At 55.3% G+C, this 16,328-nt stretch carries 28 protein-coding genes; 27 read left to right on the forward strand and 1 reads right to left on the reverse strand.

Annotated elements, in window-relative coordinates; all coding sequences use genetic code 11:
• Nucleotides 1-280 precede the first annotated feature (280 nt).
• On the reverse strand, nt 281-622 hold the full coding sequence (locus AC2FH0_RS08165) for a RidA family protein (protein WP_142639802.1): 342 nt from the start codon (nt 620-622) through the stop codon (nt 281-283).
• 256 nt (nt 623-878) lie between these two features.
• Between AC2FH0_RS08165 and AC2FH0_RS08170 the strand changes: the two genes are divergently transcribed.
• From AC2FH0_RS08170 to rpsE, 27 genes are all read left to right on the forward strand, one after another.
• Complete coding sequence (locus tag AC2FH0_RS08170; RefSeq protein WP_271951961.1) at nt 879-1,631, forward strand: FkbM family methyltransferase; 753 nt, start codon at nt 879-881, stop codon at nt 1,629-1,631.
• Nucleotides 1,632-1,911: 280 nt separating this feature from the next.
• Nucleotides 1,912-2,106: a hypothetical protein gene (locus AC2FH0_RS08175; RefSeq protein WP_282022291.1), complete on the forward strand. Its 195-nt coding sequence runs from the start codon at nt 1,912-1,914 to the stop codon at nt 2,104-2,106.
• A gap of 276 nt (nt 2,107-2,382) precedes the next feature.
• Nucleotides 2,383-2,697 (forward strand): 30S ribosomal protein S10, encoded by a 315-nt coding sequence (gene rpsJ / locus AC2FH0_RS08180; RefSeq protein WP_008756422.1) that lies wholly within the window; start codon nt 2,383-2,385, stop codon nt 2,695-2,697.
• 18 nt (nt 2,698-2,715) lie between these two features.
• Complete coding sequence (gene rplC, locus AC2FH0_RS08185; RefSeq protein ID WP_271951966.1) at nt 2,716-3,441, forward strand: 50S ribosomal protein L3; 726 nt, start codon at nt 2,716-2,718, stop codon at nt 3,439-3,441.
• On the forward strand, nt 3,438-4,055 hold the full coding sequence (rplD, locus tag AC2FH0_RS08190; RefSeq protein WP_050605826.1) for a 50S ribosomal protein L4: 618 nt from the start codon (nt 3,438-3,440) through the stop codon (nt 4,053-4,055). The genes rplC and rplD overlap by 4 nt, the downstream gene beginning before the upstream one ends.
• Complete coding sequence (locus tag AC2FH0_RS08195; protein ID WP_142639794.1) at nt 4,052-4,348, forward strand: 50S ribosomal protein L23; 297 nt, start codon at nt 4,052-4,054, stop codon at nt 4,346-4,348. Before rplD ends, AC2FH0_RS08195 begins: the two co-directional genes overlap by 4 nt.
• Nucleotides 4,349-4,518: 170 nt before the next feature.
• Nucleotides 4,519-5,553, forward strand: a complete 1,035-nt coding sequence (locus AC2FH0_RS08200; RefSeq protein ID WP_496691897.1) for a fatty acid desaturase — start codon at nt 4,519-4,521, stop codon at nt 5,551-5,553.
• An 80-nt stretch (nt 5,554-5,633) separates the two neighbouring features.
• A complete protein-coding gene (locus tag AC2FH0_RS08205; protein ID WP_176797675.1) occupies nt 5,634-5,810 on the forward strand; it encodes a hypothetical protein in 177 nt (58 codons plus the stop codon).
• Nucleotides 5,811-6,074: 264 nt separating this feature from the next.
• Nucleotides 6,075-7,085 (forward strand): formylglycine-generating enzyme family protein, encoded by a 1,011-nt coding sequence (locus tag AC2FH0_RS08210; protein ID WP_496709000.1) that lies wholly within the window; start codon nt 6,075-6,077, stop codon nt 7,083-7,085.
• A 308-nt stretch (nt 7,086-7,393) separates the two neighbouring features.
• Nucleotides 7,394-8,236 carry a 50S ribosomal protein L2 gene (gene rplB / locus AC2FH0_RS08215; protein WP_271951974.1) on the forward strand — a complete coding sequence of 281 codons (843 nt, stop codon included), beginning with the start codon at nt 7,394-7,396 and terminating at the stop codon, nt 8,234-8,236.
• A 3-nt stretch (nt 8,237-8,239) separates the two neighbouring features.
• Complete coding sequence (rpsS, locus tag AC2FH0_RS08220; protein ID WP_005980699.1) at nt 8,240-8,518, forward strand: 30S ribosomal protein S19; 279 nt, start codon at nt 8,240-8,242, stop codon at nt 8,516-8,518.
• A gap of 3 nt (nt 8,519-8,521) precedes the next feature.
• The gene (gene rplV / locus AC2FH0_RS08225) at nt 8,522-8,902 is read left to right on the forward strand and encodes a 50S ribosomal protein L22 (protein WP_039538267.1); all 381 of its coding nucleotides are present in this window, start codon (nt 8,522-8,524) and stop codon (nt 8,900-8,902) included.
• On the forward strand, nt 8,902-9,612 hold the full coding sequence (gene rpsC / locus AC2FH0_RS08230) for a 30S ribosomal protein S3 (protein WP_037311761.1): 711 nt from the start codon (nt 8,902-8,904) through the stop codon (nt 9,610-9,612). The genes rplV and rpsC overlap by 1 nt, the downstream gene beginning before the upstream one ends.
• A 12-nt stretch (nt 9,613-9,624) precedes the next feature.
• Nucleotides 9,625-10,038, forward strand: a complete 414-nt coding sequence (gene rplP / locus AC2FH0_RS08235) for a 50S ribosomal protein L16 (RefSeq protein WP_085823145.1) — start codon at nt 9,625-9,627, stop codon at nt 10,036-10,038.
• Between the two features lie 143 nt (nt 10,039-10,181).
• Nucleotides 10,182-10,802, forward strand: coding sequence for a 2OG-Fe(II) oxygenase family protein (locus AC2FH0_RS08240; protein ID WP_496691900.1), 621 nt, complete (start codon nt 10,182-10,184; stop codon nt 10,800-10,802).
• A 203-nt stretch (nt 10,803-11,005) separates the two neighbouring features.
• Complete coding sequence (locus AC2FH0_RS08245) at nt 11,006-11,212, forward strand: cold-shock protein (protein ID WP_010437077.1); 207 nt, start codon at nt 11,006-11,008, stop codon at nt 11,210-11,212.
• Between the two features lie 171 nt (nt 11,213-11,383).
• Nucleotides 11,384-11,995 carry a hypothetical protein gene (locus tag AC2FH0_RS08250; protein ID WP_142639789.1) on the forward strand — a complete coding sequence of 204 codons (612 nt, stop codon included), beginning with the start codon at nt 11,384-11,386 and terminating at the stop codon, nt 11,993-11,995.
• Nucleotides 11,996-12,239: 244 nt separating this feature from the next.
• Nucleotides 12,240-12,446 carry a 50S ribosomal protein L29 gene (gene rpmC / locus AC2FH0_RS08255; RefSeq protein WP_074736205.1) on the forward strand — a complete coding sequence of 69 codons (207 nt, stop codon included), beginning with the start codon at nt 12,240-12,242 and terminating at the stop codon, nt 12,444-12,446.
• A 4-nt stretch (nt 12,447-12,450) separates the two neighbouring features.
• Nucleotides 12,451-12,681 (forward strand): 30S ribosomal protein S17, encoded by a 231-nt coding sequence (gene rpsQ, locus AC2FH0_RS08260; protein WP_037311742.1) that lies wholly within the window; start codon nt 12,451-12,453, stop codon nt 12,679-12,681.
• Between the two features lie 76 nt (nt 12,682-12,757).
• Entirely contained in the window at nt 12,758-13,126 is a 369-nt protein-coding gene (rplN, locus tag AC2FH0_RS08265) for a 50S ribosomal protein L14 (protein ID WP_005621870.1), read from the forward strand.
• A gap of 2 nt (nt 13,127-13,128) precedes the next feature.
• On the forward strand, nt 13,129-13,440 hold the full coding sequence (rplX, locus tag AC2FH0_RS08270) for a 50S ribosomal protein L24 (protein ID WP_142639787.1): 312 nt from the start codon (nt 13,129-13,131) through the stop codon (nt 13,438-13,440).
• Nucleotides 13,433-13,993 carry a 50S ribosomal protein L5 gene (rplE, locus tag AC2FH0_RS08275; RefSeq protein ID WP_142639786.1) on the forward strand — a complete coding sequence of 187 codons (561 nt, stop codon included), beginning with the start codon at nt 13,433-13,435 and terminating at the stop codon, nt 13,991-13,993. The genes rplX and rplE overlap by 8 nt, the downstream gene beginning before the upstream one ends.
• 19 nt (nt 13,994-14,012) lie before the next feature.
• Nucleotides 14,013-14,318 (forward strand): 30S ribosomal protein S14, encoded by a 306-nt coding sequence (gene rpsN, locus AC2FH0_RS08280; protein WP_142639784.1) that lies wholly within the window; start codon nt 14,013-14,015, stop codon nt 14,316-14,318.
• Nucleotides 14,319-14,331: 13 nt separating this feature from the next.
• Nucleotides 14,332-14,724, forward strand: a complete 393-nt coding sequence (gene rpsH, locus AC2FH0_RS08285) for a 30S ribosomal protein S8 (RefSeq protein WP_142639782.1) — start codon at nt 14,332-14,334, stop codon at nt 14,722-14,724.
• A 12-nt stretch (nt 14,725-14,736) separates the two neighbouring features.
• Nucleotides 14,737-15,270: a 50S ribosomal protein L6 gene (gene rplF / locus AC2FH0_RS08290; protein WP_058272374.1), complete on the forward strand. Its 534-nt coding sequence runs from the start codon at nt 14,737-14,739 to the stop codon at nt 15,268-15,270.
• An 11-nt stretch (nt 15,271-15,281) separates the two neighbouring features.
• On the forward strand, nt 15,282-15,641 hold the full coding sequence (gene rplR / locus AC2FH0_RS08295; protein WP_142639780.1) for a 50S ribosomal protein L18: 360 nt from the start codon (nt 15,282-15,284) through the stop codon (nt 15,639-15,641).
• A gap of 116 nt (nt 15,642-15,757) precedes the next feature.
• Complete coding sequence (gene rpsE, locus AC2FH0_RS08300) at nt 15,758-16,327, forward strand: 30S ribosomal protein S5 (RefSeq protein ID WP_142639778.1); 570 nt, start codon at nt 15,758-15,760, stop codon at nt 16,325-16,327.
• Nucleotide 16,328 lies beyond the last annotated feature (1 nt).

Genomic DNA, 16,328 nt, shown 5'->3' on the forward strand with positions numbered 1-16,328 from the left:
GGCGTTGTGTCGAAAATCGTCGAGTAATTCGCGCAAGCGAATGATCAAATGGAAAGGGCGCCCATCCGGCGCCCTTTCTCGTTTGATCTCGACAAGCCCGCGACGCACCCATGTCGTACACCAATGAGTGTTGAGTGATCGGAGGCGGTGATGAGATCGTTCGTCGAATATTCTCAGACCTAACCGTCGAAACAAAAAAAGCCCGCCCCAAACGGGGCGGGCTTTTTCTGTTTGAATTTGGTAGTTCAAGACGGGGGAATTCCTAAAGAAGCAGCATGCTTCAGTCGTATGCGGCGTCCACTATGAATTCCACCTTCAGTTCGGGCCGCGCTAGTTTTGCTTCGCCACACGCCCTCGCAGGTGCGTATCCTGCAGGAACCCAAGCATTCCAGACCTCGTTCAAACCAGCAAAGTCCTTCATATCGGCCAGCCAGATGGTCACACGCAGCATCTTTTCCCGTGATGAACCTGCGCGCTCTAGCAGGTCGTCAATTTTCCCAAGGCAAATACGCACCTGTTCCTGAATGGTATCACCTTCGGCGACTTGCCCGGTCAAATAGGCCACACCATTATGTTTAACGATTTTGGACGATCTCTCGCCGGTTTCGATGCGTTCTATCATTGGAGTGATCTCGCTGTTTCCTGTTTGATGCACGCGTTCATGGTCATAAGATGCCCCGCATGGCAAACGGAAACCGCTTGAGTAACTTTCAGAAAAGTTGAACTGGTCGGGGACGGCCCGGGTCGATAGCATTTCGCCACGCCTAGGCTAGCTTGCCAGCGACACAGTATACCAGATTGCGCTTTTGCCGTTGAAGTGCTCTCTAGTTGGTTTCAGTGGATTGCATCGGGCGAAACCGCAAGAAGGATACTTCGACATGGACGAAACCGTAGAACGACTGTCCAAACGCCTGAAGCGGCGAGGATATCAGGTTTCGCCAATGAAGGAGACGGGTGCCTATATCGGTAATCTGGGTTTTGAGGTCGAGACAGTATTCGATGTCGGGGTGGCCTCGGGAACCGAGCATTTGTACGAAGCTTTCCCTGCAGCCAAGTTTGTGTTGGTTGAGCCCATTTCGGATTACGAAACCAAGGTACGGAAAAACTGGGGCGACAAGATCGATTTTGATTTCCATGCTTGCGGAGTTGGTGCCGAAAGCGGACAGACGACTCTTCGAATTCCAACAGTTGGCGATCGTTGGCTCGGCACACGGGCAACGATGCAGGAGTTTGACGAAGCGGCAATCCAGCACACCTCGCAAGTTGAAGAGCGACAAGTCCCGGTAAAAACACTGGATGAGATTGCGTCTTCCTACAAGGAACCTTTCGGATTGAAAATCGACACGGAAGGTTTTGAAATCGAGGTTATTAAAGGTGCATCGGAGATGCTGAAAAAATGCACCTTTGTATTGGCTGAAGTCTCTGTACGGCGCCGGTATCACGGCGGTTATAGGTTCAGCGATTTTGTCGCCGCGATGGCAGATCACGGGTTTGAGCTACACGAATTCGTCAGGCCACCGTCTGCAGAAGCGACCGATTGCGATGCCATTTTTGCCCCATTCGAAAGCTCAGTGTTCGACTATCAGGATACCAGACTGTCTCGTATGGCGGCACGGGTAGCCAAGACATAGTCTAAGGGCATCTTTCCGCATGCAACGCGAGTTGTGTTGCCCGCGAAGGCGTTGAGCCAATCGCGCTGGGAGACGCCCCGCTTTTCGCTATCCGTGAAAGTGGCCGCTCCTCAAAGGACGGCCTTTACAGAGGTTCGGATCGAGATGAGGTTACTCTGCGCCCACAAATCTGAAAGAGGTCGTGCAAGCCTCAAACAATTTGAAGTTAGAAACATGTATCGCCTCAGTTGCACTGATGACATATCGAACGTTACGAACAAGGGCAGAGTGAAGACACACGATGGAAGCAATATTCATCCTCTTGTTTTTGGCCTTTTTGCTCTGGGCGATCTGGCAACTGTTTGCGCTAGTGGGGGATATGGCAGAGCGGCGCGGACAAAATCGATTACTTTGGCAAGTGGCAGCACTGTTTATCAACCCGTTTGGGGCAATTATCTTGCTTTGGCTTTTTGTGTCTGTCCAAGAAAATCCCTAAGCATTCAGTACAGGAATCTGGTGGACCATTTTAGATTGAGTTGATCTTGTCACGACACCCAAATTCAGAAAATCTACGCATAGGGTATGAGCCAGGTGAGCGCATTCGACTTGTTTGAACTTCCCCCCTTGCCAAACCCCTCACACCCCTGTAGATCGCGCGAGTTCTCTATAAGAACATCAAGGCGGGGTGATTCCCGCCTTTTGGGTTCGATGAGGGTTGGCGATGCGCGCTTGTCCTCCTCTCAACCTCAACGCCTGATAAAAGGCTGTTATTATGCAAAGCCAAAATATCCGTATTCGGCTGAAGGCATTTGACTATCGCGTTCTGGATGCCAGCACGCAAGAGATCGTCAACACTGCCAAGCGGACCGGCGCGAACGTGCGCGGCCCGATCCCGCTGCCGAACAAGATCGAGAAGTTCACGGTTCTCCGTGGCCCTCACGTTGACAAGAAATCCCGCGACCAGTTCGAGATCCGTACGCACAAGCGTCTGCTCGACATCGTTGATCCGACCCCCCAGACCGTTGACGCGCTGATGAAGCTCGACCTCGCTGCTGGTGTGGACGTCGAGATCAAGCTGCAGTCGTAAGATCGGAGGGTATAGATTATGCGCTCTGGTATTATCGCAAAAAAAGTCGGCATGACCCGCCTGTTCATGGAAGACGGCAAGCAGATCCCTGTGACCGTTCTTCACCTGGACAACCTGCAGGTTGTTGCACAGCGCACGGACGAGAAGGACGGCTATACCGCTGTTCAGCTGGGTGCCGGTGCTGCCAAGGCAAAACGCACCTCGAAAGCCATGCGCGGTCACTATGCCGCTGCCAAGGTTGAACCCAAGCGTAAGCTGGTCGAGTTCCGCGTCTCTGAAGATGGCTTGATTGAAGTTGGCGCCGAGATTTCGGCAGAACATTTCCTGGAAGGTCAGAAAGTTGACGTTTCGGGTACTTCGATCGGTAAAGGCTTTGCCGGTGCAATGAAGCGCTGGAACTTCGGTGGTCTTCGCGCCTCGCACGGTGTTTCGATCAGCCACCGTTCGCACGGTTCAACTGGCCAGTGTCAGGATCCGGGCAAAGTTTTCAAAGGCAAAAAGATGGCCGGTCACATGGGTGCTGCCCGTGTAACCACCCAGAACCTGGAAGTCGTCAAAACCGACGCCGACCGTGGTCTGGTCTTCATCAAAGGCGCCGTTCCCGGACCGAAATCCGGTTGGGTTACCGTCAAGGACGCCGTCAAGAAGAAAGCACCGGAAGGCCTGCCTTTCCCGGCTGCTGTGAAATCGGCTGCAACCGAAGCACCTGCGGAAGAAGTTCCCGCGGAAGGTGGTGAAGCATGAAACTTGATGTAATCAAACTGGACGGCGGCAAAGCCGGCAACATCGAGCTGGATGCAGACCTGTTCGGCCTGGAGCCGCGCGCGGACATCCTGCACCGTGTGGTCCGTTGGCAGCGTAACAACGCGCAGGCTGGCACCCACAAGGTCAAGACCCGCTCGGAAGTGTCCTACTCGACCAAGAAGATCTATCGCCAAAAAGGCACCGGTGGCGCACGCCACGGCGCCCGTTCGGCACCGATCTTCCGGGGTGGTGGCGTTTACAAAGGTCCGGTCGTGCGTTCGCATGGTCATGACCTGCCGAAAAAGTTCCGTAAACTTGGTCTGCGCCACGCGCTGTCTGCCAAAATGGCAGCTGGTGAACTGGTCGTGATCGAGAACGCCGAAGCCGAAGGCAAGACCGCCGCTCTGGCCAAGCAGGTTGCAAACCTGGGTTGGAAACGCGCTCTGGTCATCGACGGGGCGACCGTGAACGAAGGGTTCCTGAAGGCGTCGCGCAACATCGAAGGTCTGGATATCCTGCCGTCGATGGGTGCAAACGTTTATGACATCCTCAAGCGTGACACTCTGGTGCTCACCAAAGCGGCTGTCGAAGCACTGGAGGCTCGACTGAAATGAGCGCGAAGGCAGAACACTACGACGTGATCCGCAAGCCGATCATCACCGAAAAGTCGACCATGGCGTCCGAAAACGGCGCGGTTGTCTTTGAGGTTGCGATTGACAGCAACAAGCCACAGATCAAAGAGGCCGTTGAGGCACTGTTTGGTGTGAAGGTCAAAGCGGTGAACACCTCTGTGACCAAAGGTAAGGTCAAGCGGTTCCGCGGCCAGTTGGGCAAGCGGAAAGACGTCAAAAAAGCATATGTGACCCTTGAAGAGGGTAACACCATCGACATTTCCACCGGTCTTTGATCGGGCCTGTCTTTGGACAAACCATTAAGACCCCCGCGAAAGCGGGGGTTTTTCTTTAGGTAGTGACACCAAAAGTTGAGCGCCATTCCCAGCGTCTCGAACAGAAAATGATTGCTATGCCGGTGGGGTCGTCTATCCGGTATGGAACAAACAAACGATATGGCAGGCGCATGACCCAATCCACTCTCTCGACCCGGGACAACCCGGATGTGACTGTCGCGCGGGACTGGGTGTCGACGCTGGCCAAATATCGGGAGCCAAGCCAACCGCGTAGCTGGTTCGAGCTGGGGGTTACCTGTGTTCCCTTCATAGCGCTTTGGGCCTTGGCTTGGATGTCTTTGTCGGTGAGCTATTGGCTAGCGCTTGCGATCTCGGTTCTGAACGCGGCCTTTCTGCTGCGCCTGTTTGCCATTCAGCATGATTGCGGTCACGGGGCATTTTTTACGAACCGGACGGTCAGTGACTGGGTCGGTCGGGGGCTCGGGGTGCTGACGTTGACGCCTTACGATGTTTGGCGGCGCACACATTCCTCGCATCACAACTCATCTGGCAATCTGGATAAGCGCGGGATGGGAGACATCCATACGCTGACGGTGGCCGAATACCGGGCGCTGACGCCCTTGAACCGGTTATTTTACCGGCTCTATCGCCACCCGATCACCCTGTTTGGCTTTGGGCCCGGCTATCTGTTCCTGTTTCAAAACCGCCTCCCGCTTGGCTTGACCGGTATTCCGAAATTCTGGGTCAGCGCGATGGCGACGAACCTGGCCATTCTGGCCGCACTGGGGGCCATCTACTATTTTGGTGGCCTGATGCCGGTGCTGCTGATTTTCCTGCCTTCGACCCTGATCGCTGCAACGGCTGGCGTCTGGTTGTTCTATGTCCAACACCAATTCGAAGAGACGCAATGGGACCCTGATCAGGACTGGCAACTGCACGAGGCCGCCCTGCACGGAAGTTCGCATTACATCCTGCCATCCGTATTGCAGTGGTTCACGGCCAATATCGGCATCCACCACGTACACCATCTGTACAGTCGCATCCCGTTCTATCGCCTGACCGAAGTGCTGCGGGATCATGACGAATTGGCCAACAGCAACCGGATGACCATCCGCGAGAGCCTCGCCAACGCGCGGCTGCACCTGTGGGATGAAAAGAACCGTCGCCTGCTGTCCTTTGCCGAAGCGCGCGCGCTGTATGGGTGACGGGCTTGTTCAGAGGGTGTGAACGTTAGCCGGAAATCCGGTCGTTGCCCCCGGCGTGTGATGCGGATACGGTCGCTCTTATGAAACATGTCCCCAAAGAAACTACAGATGAGGCCCTTATTCAGGAGTTCCTGGATAAAGGAGGCAAAGTCAGCATTGGCAAAACCAAACCCGCGCCCGCTGAGCTGGGTTTGAGCAAGAATGTCTGGAACGCCAAGCTGACCAAAGAAGAGAAGGCCGCGCGCGACAAGAAGTGATCTTGCGAGGCCGGTTGTGTGGGCGGAAAGACGTTAAGAAAGCATAAGTGACCCTAGAAGAGGGTAACGCCATCGACGTGTCCAGTGGTCTCGTATCGAACCGTCATTGAAAAGAGAAAAAGGCTCCAGTGAAAGCGGATTATTGGGGAGGGGATACGGTCCAATCTCGGCTTATTCGGGTGCAACGGCTATTCGATCAAACCATAAGGCCGCTTAAACTCTCGAGCTGAGCGTCCTTAGAAGAATTGATAGGGGTTGGGCAGTATGTGCCTCTTCAGACTTTTCCTTTTGCAGGTGGGTTTCATCGCGCTCTTTCATGTTTCGCCGACTTTCGCGGATGAGAGCTATTTCATCTCCAAAAGCCAAGTGGTTTCAGATTTTGATGCGTTTCAGGAGTGCGAAGCATGTCCATCAATGGTTGTTTTGCCTAAGGGGTATTTTTCGTTCGGATCAACTGAAAAAGAGGCGAGGGAAGCGCATCGTCGTTTCAAGATTGGTCTAAACATTGATCCCGATGAAGTCCCAGACCCCTATGACACATTCGTCAGCGAGACCCCAAAACACGACGTTACAATTGATGTTCCGATTGCAATGGGTCTTACCGAAGTTACTCGAGAGGAGTGGTCCGCTTGCGTCGCCGAGAGAAGGTGCGTAGATGAGGCCGACGCACGTATACGCTTTCGACTTAGAAACGGCCCCTACCAAGACCATCCACGCAGCCCGATCACCGCTGTCACCTACACCGAAATGCAAGACTACTTAGCATGGCTAAATGACAAGGTAGGTGCCAAGGTCTACCGACTCCCTACCGAAGTAGAATGGGAATACGCTGCCCGGGCAGGAGCAAAAACAATCTTTGCACAAGGTGATTCACTGACACGGGAACAAGCCAACTTTTCTGTCTATTGGCGAGAAATCGAAGATGGCAGGAAGGTGTGGAGAAGAGACCCCGGGAACGAAAAACGGCCTGTTGCAGTGGATGAGTTGGATGCTGCAAATTCTTGGGGGCTGCGTCATATGTCTGGAAACGTATCTGAAACGACAAGATCGTGTTGGAGCGAAGGGCATCTCGTTTTTGCCACTTCGGGTCGATACCTCGCTGCTTCGATTCGACCGCTTGGCTGTAAGCGCGTTGGTAAGGGGGGCTCGTACGGAGGATCTGTAGAATTGGCTCGCCCAGCTCGGCGTGTAGGCCAACCAGAAGACTATTGGGGACCGTGGGTCGGATTCCGCATTGTGCGAGAGTTGAAAGCGCAGGGTCACCAGGAGAATTGAGTTGGAGTTGGGTAAAGCAGTTATTTTGGCATTATCCGAAAGTATCCCACCCAAAACTTGTAGTGGAGTGTTTTAATGCTTCGCACACCCCAACAAGCGAACCTTGGTGGGACGCGAAAATCCAGCGCCCCCCACTAGACACCCACCCCCAACACGGCTATATGCACCCAATCTTGCGGCCTCGGATTCGTTCCGGGGCTTCTGATATTTGTAACCGGGGACCTTCGGGGCCCTATACCCTTGGCACCTACGGGGGCCTATCACATAGCGGGGAAATCCCTGCACTTGCTAAACGGAAGACAGAAAGCATGGCACTCAAGTCGTACAAGCCGACGACGCCGGGCCAGCGCGGGCTGGTGCTGATCGACCGTTCGGAGCTTTGGAAAGGACGTCCGGTCAAGTCTCTCACTGAGGGTTTGACCAAATCGGGCGGCCGGAACAACACCGGACGGATCACTTCACGCCGCCGCGGCGGTGGCGCAAAGCGTCTCTACCGGATCGTTGACTTCAAACGGAATAAATTTGATGTCGCGGCAACCGTCGAGCGGATCGAATATGACCCGAACCGGACCGCGTTTATCGCACTGGTAAAATACGAAGACGGCGAGCAGGCATATATCCTGGCTCCGCAGCGTCTGGCTATTGGTGACAAGGTTGTGGCTTCGGCCAAGGCCGACATCAAGCCGGGCAACGCAATGCCGTTCTCGGGTATGCCTATTGGTACCATCGTCCACAACATCGAGATGAAGCCCGGCAAGGGTGGTCAGATCGCACGTGCGGCCGGTACTTACGCGCAATTCGTAGGCCGCGATGGCGGTTATGCTCAGATCCGTCTGAGCTCGGGCGAGCTGCGCATGGTTCGTCAGGAATGCATGGCCACCGTTGGTGCCGTGTCCAACCCCGACAACAGCAACCAAAACCTCGGTAAAGCCGGTCGTATGCGCCACAAAGGCGTGCGTCCGTCGGTTCGTGGTGTCGCTATGAACCCGATCGATCACCCGCACGGTGGTGGTGAAGGTCGTACCTCGGGTGGCCGTACACCGGTTACGCCTTGGGGTAAGGACACCAAGGGTAAGCGTACTCGCAACAAAAACAAAGCGTCCCAGAAGCTGATCATCCGCTCGCGGCACGCCAAGAAGAAGGGACGTTAATCCATGTCTCGCTCTGTTTGGAAGGGTCCTTTCGTCGATGCTTACGTGCTGAAAAAAGCCGAAGCAGCGCGCGAGTCGGGCCGCAACGAAGTCATCAAGATCTGGTCGCGTCGTTCCACCATTCTGCCCCAGTTCGTGGGTCTGACCTTTGGTGTGTACAACGGCCAGAAGCATATCCCCGTCAACGTCTCGGAAGACATGATCGGTCAGAAGTTTGGTGAGTATTCGCCAACTCGTACCTATTACGGTCACGCCGCTGACAAAAAAGCGAAGCGGAAGTAAGTCATGGGCAAGGAAAAGAACCCCCGCCGCGTGGCTGAAAACGAAGCAATGGCGAAAACGCGCATGCTCCGTACCAGCCCGCAGAAACTGAACCTGGTTGCGCAGATGATCCGCGGCAAGAAAGTTGAGAAGGCACTGACCGACCTGACTTTCTCGAACAAGCGTGTCGCGCAGGACGTCAAAAAGTGCCTGCAGTCCGCAATCGCCAACGCTGAGAACAACCACAACCTGGACGTCGACGAGCTGATCGTTGCCGAAGCATGGGTTGGTAAGAACCTGGTCATGAAACGCGGTCGCCCCCGGGCCCGTGGCCGTTTCGGCAAGATCATGAAGCCGTTCTCGGAGATCACCATCAAGGTGCGTCAAGTTGAGGAGCAAGCCTAATGGGTCATAAAGTAAATCCGATCGGCATGCGCCTTCAGGTGAACCGCACCTGGGACAGCCGCTGGTACGCCGACACCAAGGACTACGGTGATCTTCTGCTGGAAGATCTGAAGATCCGTGAGTTCATCAACAAAGAGTGCAAGCAAGCCGGCATCGCTCGTGTGATCATCGAACGTCCGCACAAGAAGTGCCGCGTTACGATCCACACTGCACGTCCGGGTGTCATCATCGGCAAGAAAGGCGCGGACATTGAAGTTCTGCGCAAGAAAATCGCCCTGATGACAGACAGCGAATTGCACCTGAACATCGTCGAAGTGCGCAAGCCCGAGCTTGACGCGCAGCTGGTTGCCGAGTCTATCGCTCAGCAGCTGGAGCGCCGGGTTTCGTTCCGTCGCGCGATGAAGCGGTCTGTTCAGAACGCCATGCGTATGGGCTCTCTGGGTATCCGGGTGAACGTCGCTGGCCGTCTGGGTGGCGCAGAAATCGCACGGACCGAGTGGTACCGCGAAGGCCGTGTGCCTCTGCACACGCTGCGCGCCGACATCGATTACGCACAAGCCGAAGCGATGACTCCTTATGGGATCATCGGGATCAAGGTCTGGATCTTCAAAGGTGAGATCATGGAGCACGATCCGCAGGCACGTGACCGTAAAGCACAGGAACTCCAGGACGGCCCTGCACCTCGTGGTGCTGGTGGCGGTCGTCGCTAAGGAGGGAAAGATATGCTTCAACCAAAGCGTACTAAATTCCGCAAGATGCACAAAGGCCGGATCAAGGGTGAAGCCAAGGGCGGCTCTGATCTGAACTTTGGCACCTATGGACTGAAAGCTCTTGAGCCTGAGCGTGTAACTGCACGCCAGATCGAAGCTGCACGTCGTGCCATGACGCGTCACATGAAGCGTCAGGGCCGTGTCTGGATCCGCATCTTCCCCGACACTCCGGTTACGGCTAAGCCGATCGAAGTTCGTATGGGTAAAGGTAAAGGTTCGGTCGACCGCTGGGCATGCAAAGTCAAGCCTGGCCGCGTGATGTTCGAAATCGACGGCGTCAATGACGACATCGCCCGCGAGGCCCTGCGCCTGGCTGCGATGAAGCTGCCGATCAAGACTCGCGTCGTGGTTCGCGAAGACTGGTAAGCGACCCGGGGGCGACCCCGCTCGCGACAAGATTGACCCCCGTCGGGAATCCGGCGGGGGTTTTTGGTTTGATGGGGCTGCCCCCGCGACAGCCTCGCAAAACACCCATCGCCTTCATCGAGAGGCTGGTTTAAGACAGGCCCATGGCACAGATTGAATCACTTTTTGTCACCCGTCTCTATCGCGCAGCTTTGTCCGAGTTTGATCCCAAGATCGACCCGGAGGAGCTGGAAAGCTCCTGTCTTGTCATCGCCGAGGATGATGAGGCCGGGCAGGAATGGTGCGAAGAAAACGGCTATCCCGGTTATACCAGCTATGCCTCGCTGACGGATCTGCCCTGGCGGTTTCCGATCTTTGCCGATCTGGTTAAGGTGCTGGACCAGCACGTTGCAGCTTTTGCTAAGGATCTGGAGTTTGATCTGGGTGAGGGTGAACTAAAGCTTGAAGACCTTTGGATCAACATTTTGCCCGAGGGCGGAATGCACTCCAGCCACCTGCACCCACACAGCGTGATCTCGGGCACGACTTATGTTTCGATGCCCGAAGGCGCTAGCGCGCTGAAGCTTGAAGACCCGCGCTCGGGCCGCATGATGGCAGCGCCCACGCGTATGAAAGGGGGGCGTCGGGACCTGCAGCCATTCATCTATGTGAAGCCTCAGGTTGGCGATGTCTTGCTATGGGAGAGCTGGTTGCGCCACGAGGTGCCGATGAACATGGCCGAGGATGAGCGGATTTCCGTCAGCTTTAACTATAAATGGGACTAGCACGGTCGTTTAAGGGACTCTGATTCAAAGGAATGTGTGAAAAGTTCTTGCATTGTGTCGTCAGATAAACGATGTGGGGGGCGCTTACGTTTTTCTTTTTCGACCACTGTCTCCCGAATATCGGCGTTCAGTCTTTCGATCCAGACCGACAACGCCGCGCTGTCGCAATTCCGCGGACAGCAATTTACTAGGAGACTACGGATATGGCCAACGGCACCGTAAAATGGTTCAACACAACTAAAGGTTTTGGCTTCATCGCACCGGAGACCGGTGGCAAAGACGTGTTTGTACACATCTCTGCTGTCGAGCGCTCGGGTCTGACCGGCCTGGCCGACGACCAGAAAGTAACGTTCGACATCGAACCCGGCCGTGACGGTCGTGAGTCGGCTGTGAACATCGCTCTGGCGTAAGTCACTCAGACTTAGACAGTTGAAGACGCGGTCTCGTGCAAACGAGGCCGCGTTTTGCGTTTGTGAGTGGGATGTCTACATGCTGTAATGGCTGGTGCATTCAACGCACCTGTCAACGAGGCCTAGGGTGGCGGGATTAATGCCAGCTTTTCTATTTTGTGGGAGTAAACCATGGGCGCGCCAAAACCAGCAAAGGTTGTACTAGCGGTTTCACTTTTTTTGGCGTTGGCCGTCGCACCTGCACTTGCGACGTGCCCAACCCGTGTAGATGTCGGTAAAGGCGTCTGGTTGGACTATGGCGGAACATGGCTTTTACGAGTTCAAACCGTTGTTGAGACGGGGTTTGTCGTTGAGTTGAGAACCGAAGACTCTAGGCGCATAGGTTTCGCTAGCCACTACGCGCATCCTTTGCTGTTCGGCGAGACCTTTATGAAGTTCACCGCCTCAAAGCGTTCATACGAGCAATCAGTTAGTTCCTTAGATGACCTAGAGCAGCAAAAAGAGTGGCAGTCAGGCTTCACGATACAAGATGGCGATAAAGAAGCCTTACTCGGCACTGTAACGGTTGAGTTCCAGAAAAATCGAATTGAACGGGTTGGAACGTGTAAATACAAAGTTTGGGAAGTTCTGGTGCGTGAGCATGTATCAGGGGATGACGAACGAACGGTAAAGGTGCTGTATTCTCCAGAGCTAAAGATAGTTTTGAAGCAGGCGCATATGCTGCCGAACTCTGGATTGGTTTGGGGAAGAGGTTTCGATGGAATTCGCTCCAAGAGCGAATAGGCTTCCAAATTCGGTTCAAACATCTCGTGCCCGTCGCTGGTTGCTCAAGTGAGCAGAGCGCTAAAAACGGCCTCTCGATCAATCCTCCATACTTTCCCTTGCCACCCACCCCAGAACCCCCTATAGAGCGGCATCTTGCGTTCCCCCGGCCGAGTCGGGGGATTCGTATGTCTATCATTCATCCACCAGGTCAAAGGTGACCCTGCATAGGGGCCTTCTGGTGTTTTGAGCAAAGGAAAAGGCGATGAACGCCCAAGAACTGCGTGACAAGACCCCTGACCAGCTCCGCGAGGAACTGGCCAACCTGAAGAAAGAAAGCTTTAACCTGCGCTTTCAACAGGCAACCGGTCAGATGGAAAGCACCGCTGGCATCAAAGCGGCCCGCCGCAACGCCGCCCGCGTTAAAACCATCCTGAACGAAAAGGCCGCTGCTGCGGCATCGGAGGAGTAATCCTATGCCTAAGCGTATCCTTTCCGGCACCGTAACGAGCGATGCCAACGCACAGACTGTAACCGTATCCGTCGAGCGCCGCTTTACGCATCCGGTTCTGAAGAAAACCATCCGTAAGTCCAAGAAATACCGGGCTCACGATGAAAAGAACGCCTTCAAGGTCGGCGATACAGTTCGCATCATCGAATGCGCGCCGAAATCGAAGACGAAACGTTGGGAAGTTCTGGAAGCGTAAGCCTCCGGGATTTTCCCATTTGTCGAAACCCTGGGGGATCTAACAAGACCAGCCCCCACAGGTCGGGAGAAACCACATGATCCAGATGCAGACCAATCTGGATGTCGCTGACAACTCCGGCGCACGCCGAGTTCAGTGCATCAAGGTCCTGGGTGGTTCCAAGCGTAAATACGCCTCTGTAGGCGACATCATTGTCGTCTCGGTGAAGGAAGCCATCCCACGCGGCCGCGTAAAGAAAGGTGACGTCCGTAAGGCCGTCGTCGTACGCACCGCCAAAGAAGTCCGTCGCGAAGACGGCACCGCGATCCGTTTCGATCGCAACGCCGCCGTCATTCTGAACAACAACAACGAGCCCGTAGGTACCCGTATCTTTGGCCCTGTTGTTCGTGAACTGCGCGCGAAGAACTTCATGAAAATCATCTCGCTTGCTCCGGAGGTGCTGTAATCATGGCTGCTAAACTCCGCAAAGGCGACAAGGTCGTCGTGCTGGCTGGCAAGGACAAGGGCAAAGAGGGAACTATCACCTCGGTCGACCCGAAAGCCGGTAAAGCCGTTGTTGATGGCGTGAACATCGCCATTCGCCATACCCGCCAGTCGCAGACCTCGCAAGGTGGTCGCCTGCCTCAGGCAAACCCGATTGAGCTGTCGAACCTGGCTCTGCTGGACAAAAACGGTAAAGCAACCCGCGTTGGCTTCCGCATGGAAGGTGACAAGAAGGTTCGTTTTGCCAAGACCACGGGGGACGTGATCGATGCTTGATACCGCAACCTACACCCCGCGTCTGAAAGCTCAGTACGCTGAAACCATCCGTGCCGCTCTGAAAGAAGAGTTCGGTTACAAGAGCGATATGCAGCTGCCCAAGCTGGAAAAGATCGTTCTGAACATCGGTTGTGGTGCAGAGGCCGTCAGAGACTCGAAGAAGGCGAAAGCCGCTGTTGAAGATCTGACCGCGATTGCAGGCCAAAAGGCTGTTGCAACACTGGCGAAGAAGTCGATCGCGGGTTTCCGCGTCCGTGAAGACATGCCGCTGGGTGCGAAAGTTACCCTGCGCGGTGACCGGATGTATGAATTCCTGGATCGTCTGATCACCATCGCGCTGCCGCGCGTTCGTGACTTCCGCGGTGTTAAGCCTTCTTTCGATGGTCGTGGCAACTTTGCCATGGGCATGAAAGAGCACATCGTGTTCCCGGAAATCGACTTCGACAAGGTCGACGAGGTCTGGGGCCTGGATATCGTAATTGCCACCACAGCGAAAACCGACGCTGAAGCGAAAAGCCTGTTGAAAGCGTTCAACATGCCGTTCAACGCTTAAGCGCCGGGAGGATTGAGACATGGCTAAAAAAGCAATGATCGAACGCGAGAAGAAGCGCGAACGCCTGGTGGCCAAATATGCCGCAAAGCGTGCCGAGCTGAAAGAAATCGCGAATGACGAGAGCAAGCCGATGGAAGAGCGTTTCAAAGCGCGTCTGAAACTGGCGAAACTGCCGCGCAACAGCTCGGCAACTCGTCTTCACAACCGCTGTCAGCTGACAGGTCGTCCTCATGCTTACTATCGTAAGCTGAAGGTCAGCCGTATCATGCTGCGCGAGCTGGGTTCTGCAGGTCAGATCCCCGGCATGGTGAAATCGAGCTGGTAAGGGAGACATAGATATGAACGATCCTATCGGCGATATGCTCACCCGTATCCGCAACGCGCAAATGCGCGGCAAGTCCACTGTAAACACTCCGGCGTCGAAACTGCGCGCCTGGGTTCTGGACGTGCTGGCGGACGAAGGTTACATCCGTGGCTACGAAAAGATGACCGGTGAAAACGGTCATCCGGCCATCGAAATCAGCCTGAAATACTACGAAGGCACCCCTGTCATTCGCGAGTTGAAGCGGGTCTCCAAGCCCGGTCGTCGCGTATACATGGGCGTCAATGACATCCCGCAGGTCCGTCAGGGTCTGGGTGTGTCGATTGTCAGCACTCCGAAAGGTGTGATGTCGGACCAGAATGCACGCTCCAACAATGTTGGCGGCGAAGTGCTCTGCACCGTCTTCTAAGGAGGTCTGTCAATGTCTCGTATTGGTAAACGTCCGGTCGAACTGCCCAGCGGTGTAACCGCCTCGGTTTCCGGCCAGACCATCGAAGTCAAAGGCCCGAAAGGTGCCCGTAGCTTCACTGCGACTGATGACGTTACGCTGTCGGTCGAAGACAATGTGGTTCAAATCAACCCGCGTGGCATGTCCAAACGTGCCCGCCAGCAATGGGGCATGAGCCGCACCATGGTTGCCAATCTGGTAACCGGTGTGACCGAAGGCTTCAAAAAAGAGCTGGAGATCCAGGGTGTTGGTTACCGGGCTCAGATGCAGGGGAACACCCTGAAGCTGAACCTGGGCTACAGCCACGACGTTGATTTCGTTGCTCCGGAAGGTGTCACCATCACCGCACCGAAGCAGACCGTGATCATTGTGGAAGGTAACGACCAGCAGCAGGTGGGCGAAGTCGCGGCGAAAATCCGCGAATGGCGCCGTCCCGAGCCGTATAAAGGCAAGGGTATCCGCTATAAGGGCGAATTCATCTTCCGCAAAGAAGGCAAGAAGAAGTAAGGACGCAAACAATGGCAAACAGCAAAAGAACCCTGTTTCTGAAGCGCCGCCTGCGCGTTCGGAACAAACTTCGCAAGGTCAATGCAGGTCGTGTACGCCTGTCGGTTCACCGTTCGAACAAGAACATCAGCGCTCAGCTGATCGACGACGTTCGTGGTGTGACCCTGGCCTCGGCCTCGACCCTGGAAAAAGATCTGGGTGTAGTTGGCACAAACAACGTCGAAGCGGCTACGAAAGTGGGCGCAGCCATCGCCGAGCGTGCCAAGAAGGCAGGCGTCGAAGAGGCTTATTTCGATCGTGGCGGCTTCCTGTTCCACGGCAAAGTGAAGGCTGTCGCCGACGCTGCGCGTGAAGGTGGTCTGAAGATCTAAGACTTGCGGGCAGCGCCTCAGCTGCCCCGATGATCCGGGGGCCTCGGCAATAGTCGAGGCTCACTTGGATTGAAACAACGGCGCCGTAATGCGCCACATGAGAAAAGGGATGCCAAATGGCAGAACGTGAAAACCGTCGGGGCCGTGGCCGCGACCGCGACGAAACTCCGGAATTCGCAGACCGTCTGGTCGCGATCAACCGCGTGTCGAAAACCGTAAAAGGTGGTAAGCGCTTTGGCTTCGCCGCTCTGGTGGTTGTCGGCGATCAGAAGGGCCGCGTCGGCTTTGGCAAGGGTAAAGCAAAAGAAGTACCCGAGGCCATCCGTAAGGCAACTGAACAAGCCAAGCGTCAGATGATCCGCGTGCAGCTGCGCGAAGGTCGGACCCTGCACCACGATATCGAAGGCCGTCACGGCGCCGGTAAAGTGGTTATGCGCTCGGCACCTGAAGGTACTGGTATCATCGCCGGTGGTCCGATGCGTGCTGTGTTCGAAATGCTGGGCGTCAAGGACGTTGTGTCCAAGTCGTTGGGCTCGCAGAACCCGTACAACATGATCCGCGCCACCATCAACGGCCTGCAAAAAGAGCAGAGCCCGCGTTCGGTTGCACAGCGTCGCGGCAAGAAAGTTGCTGACATCCTGCCCAAGCGGGACGAAGCGCCTGTTGCTGCTGAAGCAGAAGCATAAG

Source organism: Ruegeria sp. CDSC051 (assembly GCF_059610665.1).

Bases quoted from the DNA above. Each gene is read 5' to 3' on its own strand.
- rpsN (WP_142639784.1), top strand. From the start codon at position 14,013: ATGGCTAAAAAAGCAATGATCGAACGCGAGAAGAAGCGCGAACGCCTG.
- AC2FH0_RS08170 (WP_271951961.1), top strand. From the start codon at position 879: ATGGACGAAACCGTAGAACGACTGTCCAAACGCCTGAAGCGGCGAGGA.
- rplP (WP_085823145.1), top strand. From the start codon at position 9,625: ATGCTTCAACCAAAGCGTACTAAATTCCGCAAGATGCACAAAGGCCGG.
- rplC (WP_271951966.1), top strand. From the start codon at position 2,716: ATGCGCTCTGGTATTATCGCAAAAAAAGTCGGCATGACCCGCCTGTTC.
- rplD (WP_050605826.1), top strand. From the start codon at position 3,438: ATGAAACTTGATGTAATCAAACTGGACGGCGGCAAAGCCGGCAACATC.
- rplF (WP_058272374.1), top strand. From the start codon at position 14,737: ATGTCTCGTATTGGTAAACGTCCGGTCGAACTGCCCAGCGGTGTAACC.
- rpmC (WP_074736205.1), top strand. From the start codon at position 12,240: ATGAACGCCCAAGAACTGCGTGACAAGACCCCTGACCAGCTCCGCGAG.
- rpsC (WP_037311761.1), top strand. From the start codon at position 8,902: ATGGGTCATAAAGTAAATCCGATCGGCATGCGCCTTCAGGTGAACCGC.
- rpsJ (WP_008756422.1), top strand. From the start codon at position 2,383: ATGCAAAGCCAAAATATCCGTATTCGGCTGAAGGCATTTGACTATCGC.
- rplX (WP_142639787.1), top strand. From the start codon at position 13,129: ATGGCTGCTAAACTCCGCAAAGGCGACAAGGTCGTCGTGCTGGCTGGC.
- rplB (WP_271951974.1), top strand. From the start codon at position 7,394: ATGGCACTCAAGTCGTACAAGCCGACGACGCCGGGCCAGCGCGGGCTG.
- AC2FH0_RS08205 (WP_176797675.1), top strand. From the start codon at position 5,634: ATGAAACATGTCCCCAAAGAAACTACAGATGAGGCCCTTATTCAGGAG.
- AC2FH0_RS08165 (WP_142639802.1), bottom strand. From the start codon at position 622: ATGATAGAACGCATCGAAACCGGCGAGAGATCGTCCAAAATCGTTAAA.
- AC2FH0_RS08175 (WP_282022291.1), top strand. From the start codon at position 1,912: ATGGAAGCAATATTCATCCTCTTGTTTTTGGCCTTTTTGCTCTGGGCG.
- rpsS (WP_005980699.1), top strand. From the start codon at position 8,240: ATGTCTCGCTCTGTTTGGAAGGGTCCTTTCGTCGATGCTTACGTGCTG.
- rpsQ (WP_037311742.1), top strand. From the start codon at position 12,451: ATGCCTAAGCGTATCCTTTCCGGCACCGTAACGAGCGATGCCAACGCA.
- AC2FH0_RS08210 (WP_496709000.1), top strand. From the start codon at position 6,075: ATGTGCCTCTTCAGACTTTTCCTTTTGCAGGTGGGTTTCATCGCGCTC.
- rpsH (WP_142639782.1), top strand. From the start codon at position 14,332: ATGAACGATCCTATCGGCGATATGCTCACCCGTATCCGCAACGCGCAA.
- AC2FH0_RS08200 (WP_496691897.1), top strand. From the start codon at position 4,519: ATGACCCAATCCACTCTCTCGACCCGGGACAACCCGGATGTGACTGTC.
- rplR (WP_142639780.1), top strand. From the start codon at position 15,282: ATGGCAAACAGCAAAAGAACCCTGTTTCTGAAGCGCCGCCTGCGCGTT.
- AC2FH0_RS08245 (WP_010437077.1), top strand. From the start codon at position 11,006: ATGGCCAACGGCACCGTAAAATGGTTCAACACAACTAAAGGTTTTGGC.
- rplN (WP_005621870.1), top strand. From the start codon at position 12,758: ATGATCCAGATGCAGACCAATCTGGATGTCGCTGACAACTCCGGCGCA.
- AC2FH0_RS08250 (WP_142639789.1), top strand. From the start codon at position 11,384: ATGGGCGCGCCAAAACCAGCAAAGGTTGTACTAGCGGTTTCACTTTTT.
- rpsE (WP_142639778.1), top strand. From the start codon at position 15,758: ATGGCAGAACGTGAAAACCGTCGGGGCCGTGGCCGCGACCGCGACGAA.
- AC2FH0_RS08240 (WP_496691900.1), top strand. From the start codon at position 10,182: ATGGCACAGATTGAATCACTTTTTGTCACCCGTCTCTATCGCGCAGCT.
- rplV (WP_039538267.1), top strand. From the start codon at position 8,522: ATGGGCAAGGAAAAGAACCCCCGCCGCGTGGCTGAAAACGAAGCAATG.
- AC2FH0_RS08195 (WP_142639794.1), top strand. From the start codon at position 4,052: ATGAGCGCGAAGGCAGAACACTACGACGTGATCCGCAAGCCGATCATC.
- rplE (WP_142639786.1), top strand. From the start codon at position 13,433: ATGCTTGATACCGCAACCTACACCCCGCGTCTGAAAGCTCAGTACGCT.